This is a genomic window from Candidatus Symbiopectobacterium sp. NZEC135 (assembly GCF_025962695.1).
The window spans coordinates 1-4,215 of sequence record NZ_JAGFPF010000130.1; the positions used below are offsets into that span (position 1 = coordinate 1).

Below are 4,215 nucleotides of genomic sequence, written 5' to 3' on the forward strand. Positions count from 1 at the left end.
AGAGCGATTCCGTGCGCGTTTTAATAAAGCAGCCGTTTTTACCGTGTTTAATCACCACGTTTTTCACGCCACACGCCAGAAAACGATCGGCAATGCTGTCCAGCGAGCTTTCCCCGGTTAATAGCCGCGCTTCGTCATAATTGGGAAACAGGTAATCCACGTAGCTCAGCGCGTCCTGAATATCCTCCAGCCGCTCGCCCAGACGCGGCTTAATCATATCCGCGCAGAGGGTCAGATGATGCGCTTTGGCCTGCTGGAAGATTTTTACCAGCGATTGACCCTCCAACAGCGGGCTATTAAAAATACTGGCCAGTGACAGTAATTTCGCCTCGGGAAAACGGGAGAAATCCACATCGTCAATATTCAACTTCCACAAGCTGCCGTTACAGTTGGTGACAAAGGTGCGCTCACCATCCTCCGTCACCAGGCCGACATTAATCGACGTGTCGATGTGCGTATCCAGCATCAAACTCTGAATATCAATATTTTCCCGACGGCAGGCAGCCAGAATAAAATGCCCCGGCGCATCGTCACCAATACGGCTATTTAACGCCGTTTTATGCCCTAACCGGGAAAGGATGGTCGCTTCATTAATCGCATCCCCCCCGGTCGTCATGGCAATCCGCTCCAGAGGATAAGAGTCAACATCAAAGATATTTTTACTCACCGGCTGTAACGGGATATCGACAATGGCGGCACCAATGCAAATAACATCGATAGGTTGCGCCATGGCTAGTTCGCCTTTCCGTCAGAGCCAAACAGGTAAATTTTCTCCAGCGCCCTTTCTTTCACCGCTTTACGCACTTCACGTTCAAGATGCAGGAAGGGTTGCTGCTGGTTTTCTTTTACCGCCACCATCGCCGCCAGACATAACTCGGTGTGAATATTGATCTTGGCGATACCTAACGAAATCGCTTTACGAATATCAGCATCGCTAATGCCAGAGGCACCGTGCAGCACCAGCGGCACAGAAACCGCCGCGCGCACTTTTTCAACCACCTCAAAATTCAATTTTGGCTCAGAGGTGTAGACACCGTGCTGATTACCGATCGCCACCGCCAGCGAATCACAGCCGGTTCTTTCCACAAATTCTGCGGCCTGGCTGGGATCCGTGTAGTGATAGCTTGCCAGCGCTTCTTCATACACGGTTTCATTACCCACATGGCCCAATTCTGCCTCTACCGGAATGCCCAGCGGATGGAAATAATCCACGGCTTCTTTGGTCAGGCGAATGTTCTCTTCAAAGTCGAACGCAGAGGCATCACGCATTAATGAATTCATGCCGTGGGTCCAGGCGTTATGGATAATTTCCATGCTGCGCCCGTGATCCCAATGGGTAATCACCGGCACCGTGGCTTTTTTCGCCATGGAGACCATCATGTGGGAAAAATCTTCAAATGAGGTATTTCCCACAAACCCGGTACCAAAAGAAATAATGACCGGCGATTTCGACTCCTCGGCAGCATCAATAACGCCCATCAGCATTTCCGCATTCCATACGTTAAAATGTGCAATTGCATATTTTCCCGCCTGCGCCTGTGTTTCCCAATATTTAATATCTGCCAGCATAGTTATGTCTCCCTTGTGAATTTACGCACCAATCTTAATTACGCCTTTGATGATGTCCTTTTTCATATTTACGGATTCATCAAAAGCACGCTGCACATCCTGATAGTCATAGATATGCGTCACCATAGATTTCACATCGAACTTGCCCGATGAGATGGCCTCAATCGTTACCGGATAGCGGTTGGCATAGCGGAATACGGTTTGAATGGACACTTCGCGATTAATTTTCAGGAAATTAATCGGAGAATCGCCGGGCACCGTGCCGACAATCATGATTTTTCCGCCGCGCATAACCAGATAGGGGGCTTGTTTTACCGTCACTTGCGAACCGGCGGTTTCAAACACGATGTCAGCGCCCGCCTCACCCAATAACGTTTTGGCGCGCTCAACCGTGTCTTCAGCGGCACCGTTGATGACCGCCATCGCGCCAAGTTTGCCTGCCATCTCAAGGCGTTTTTCCAAAACGTCGACCACGACAATTTCCGATGCGCCCATATAACGGCACGCCTGCAATGTCATCAAACCAATACAGCCGGCCCCGAGAATGACAATCTTTTTGCCGGGCTTAACGTCGGCCAGCATCGCGGCATGAATCCCCACCGCCGCCGGTTCAACCAGGGCACCTTCCAGGGTGTCCATATTGTCGGGCAGCTTGTAGGTGAAGCTTTCCGGGTGACACAAATAGTGAGTCAACGCACCGCGGTAATTGGGCTGTGTCGCCATAAAGTCAACGTCAGGACAAATGTTGTATTTGCCTTCCAGGCAATAGCGACATTTACCGCAGGGTACGCCGGGTTCAATATTTACCCGGTCGCCAATTTTGAATTTTTTTACTTTACTGCCTACCGCTGCGACCGTACCGGCACATTCGTGCCCCAATCCAATCTCTTGATTAGGATCTTTCGGCGGAATAAAAGGGCCAGATTCAAACCCGTGCACGTCAGAACCGCAGATCCCGACATACTCAACGTTAATTAATACTTCATCATCCTTTGGTGTCGGAACCGCAGCGGGAATAATATTCATTGTCCCAGGCGTTTTTAATACAGCTTTTGAATTTTTCATCATTAATTCCTGTAGGATAACTTATTTATCGGTAAAACGTATTGATGGAAAAACGTCGTTTATTTATTGGTGTTATTTACTGGTAACCACATTCATGCCAATGCTTTCAACCGATGCGCCTTTGGTTTCAATACCAATCACCGCAATAGCACCCGCCACAATAATTGACACGCCGCCGAGTAAAACAAACACGCCGGTTACACCGTATCCACTCAATAAGCTCGCCACCGCGTAAGGCGCGGCAATACCGCTGATGCGACCTACCGCATTTGCCAGTCCTGAACCTCTTAATTTGGCTTCCGTCGGCCAGATTTCCGGTACATACACCGCAGAGGCATAGCAAACGTACATATACACAAAGGTAATCAGGAAGAAACCAATCAGGGTAATCATCATCATGCTGGTTTGCAGCGAGTAGAAATAACCCAGCCCGGCAATCAATAACAGCAGTCCGACCCCCATGACTTTTCTGGGAATTCGGTCCATCACCAGCATGGCAATAAAAATGCCAAACGGTGCGCCGAACATACTCATGGTGTTAAGAACAATAGAATCCTTTAAGTTTATTCCCTGCGTCATAAAGATAGTGGGTAACCAATTAATCAAGGTGTACTGCACTACGTTCATTGCGATAAGCACGAAAGAACCAAGAATAACCCGTTTGAGCAAGGCGCCTTTGAGCAGCGCCGAATAAGGAACGCTGGCGGCCCGCACGTGCGTATCTTCAACCTGCACTGGCGGCGGCAGCGGTTTGCCGGTCTGCTGCTCCACGCGTTGTTCGATCGCTTTCATGATGGCTTCCGCCTCCTGATAGCGCCCTTGAGCCTCCAGCCAGCGCGGTGATTCAGGGAAATGGCGGTAGGCAAACCAGGTGGCAATCAACGACAGTCCGGCAGGAATCAGCAATTGCACACGCCAGTTCCACTCGGCACTAATGACCGTGGTGAGTGCCATAGCAATCAGGGAACAAATAGGATAGGACCAGTTACCAATAAAAGAGACACGGCTAGACCAGGTACCGCGATTTCGCCCCGGCATATATTCCGTATACCCGGCGAACAGCGTGACCAACAAAGCACCCAGACCAAATCCCATAACAAAACGGCAGGCGATCAAAAAATCCATATTGGGCGAGAATGCCCCAACCACCATTGAGATAATATGAATCAGTTCGAACAGGACAACCCCTTTCTTTCGCCCTATTTTATCACCAATGATGCCGCCAATTAATGCACCGGCAAACATCCCAGCGGTGGTAATGGCAGAAAAGGTCGCGGTAATTGAATTATCAGCCCATCCCAGTGATTTCAACTGAGCCAATATTATTCCACCGACGGCATTACTCCAGCAAACTAATAATCCAAATGCCACCATGCCAAACATGGAATAATGCCATCGACTGTCCGGCAAGCGATCGAGCCTCGCCCCACAATGAGGTGCTATTATCGTATTCATGTGATTCTATCCTTAAAGAATAAGGGAATTCACGCCAGATTAATGCGTAAAGTCATAGGTCATAATAACTTTAATCGCCGTTTTATTTGCCATCGCCTCGAAACCTTCCTGCCATTGAGAAAGTCC

The 4,215-nt window shown here is 49.2% G+C and carries 5 protein-coding genes; all 5 read right to left on the reverse strand.

All coding sequences use genetic code 11. From position 1 onward, the window contains the following. Positions 1–730: carbohydrate kinase family protein (locus J5224_RS23600; protein ID WP_264627671.1), on the reverse strand; the 730-nt coding region annotated here is incomplete at its 3' end. Positions 731–732: 2 nt separating this feature from the next. Next, positions 733–1,569: a ketose-bisphosphate aldolase gene (locus J5224_RS23605; protein WP_264627672.1), complete on the reverse strand. Its 837-nt coding sequence runs from the start codon at positions 1,567–1,569 to the stop codon at positions 733–735. Positions 1,570–1,590: 21 nt separating this feature from the next. Then, positions 1,591–2,634 (reverse strand): NAD(P)-dependent alcohol dehydrogenase, encoded by a 1,044-nt coding sequence (locus J5224_RS23610; RefSeq protein WP_264627674.1) that lies wholly within the window; start codon positions 2,632–2,634, stop codon positions 1,591–1,593. Positions 2,635–2,706: 72 nt separating this feature from the next. Further along, positions 2,707–4,089, reverse strand: coding sequence for an MFS transporter (locus J5224_RS23615; protein WP_264627673.1), 1,383 nt, complete (start codon positions 4,087–4,089; stop codon positions 2,707–2,709). Between the two features lie 39 nt (positions 4,090–4,128). Continuing rightward, on the reverse strand, positions 4,129–4,215 hold an 87-nt coding region (locus J5224_RS23620; RefSeq protein WP_264627675.1), incomplete at its 5' end, for a hypothetical protein.

Coding starts and splice junctions, on each gene's coding strand:
- J5224_RS23605 (WP_264627672.1), bottom strand. CDS start 1,569: ATGCTGGCAGATATTAAATATTGGGAAACACAGGCGCAGGCGGGAAAA.
- J5224_RS23610 (WP_264627674.1), bottom strand. CDS start 2,634: ATGAAAAATTCAAAAGCTGTATTAAAAACGCCTGGGACAATGAATATT.
- J5224_RS23615 (WP_264627673.1), bottom strand. CDS start 4,089: ATGAATACGATAATAGCACCTCATTGTGGGGCGAGGCTCGATCGCTTG.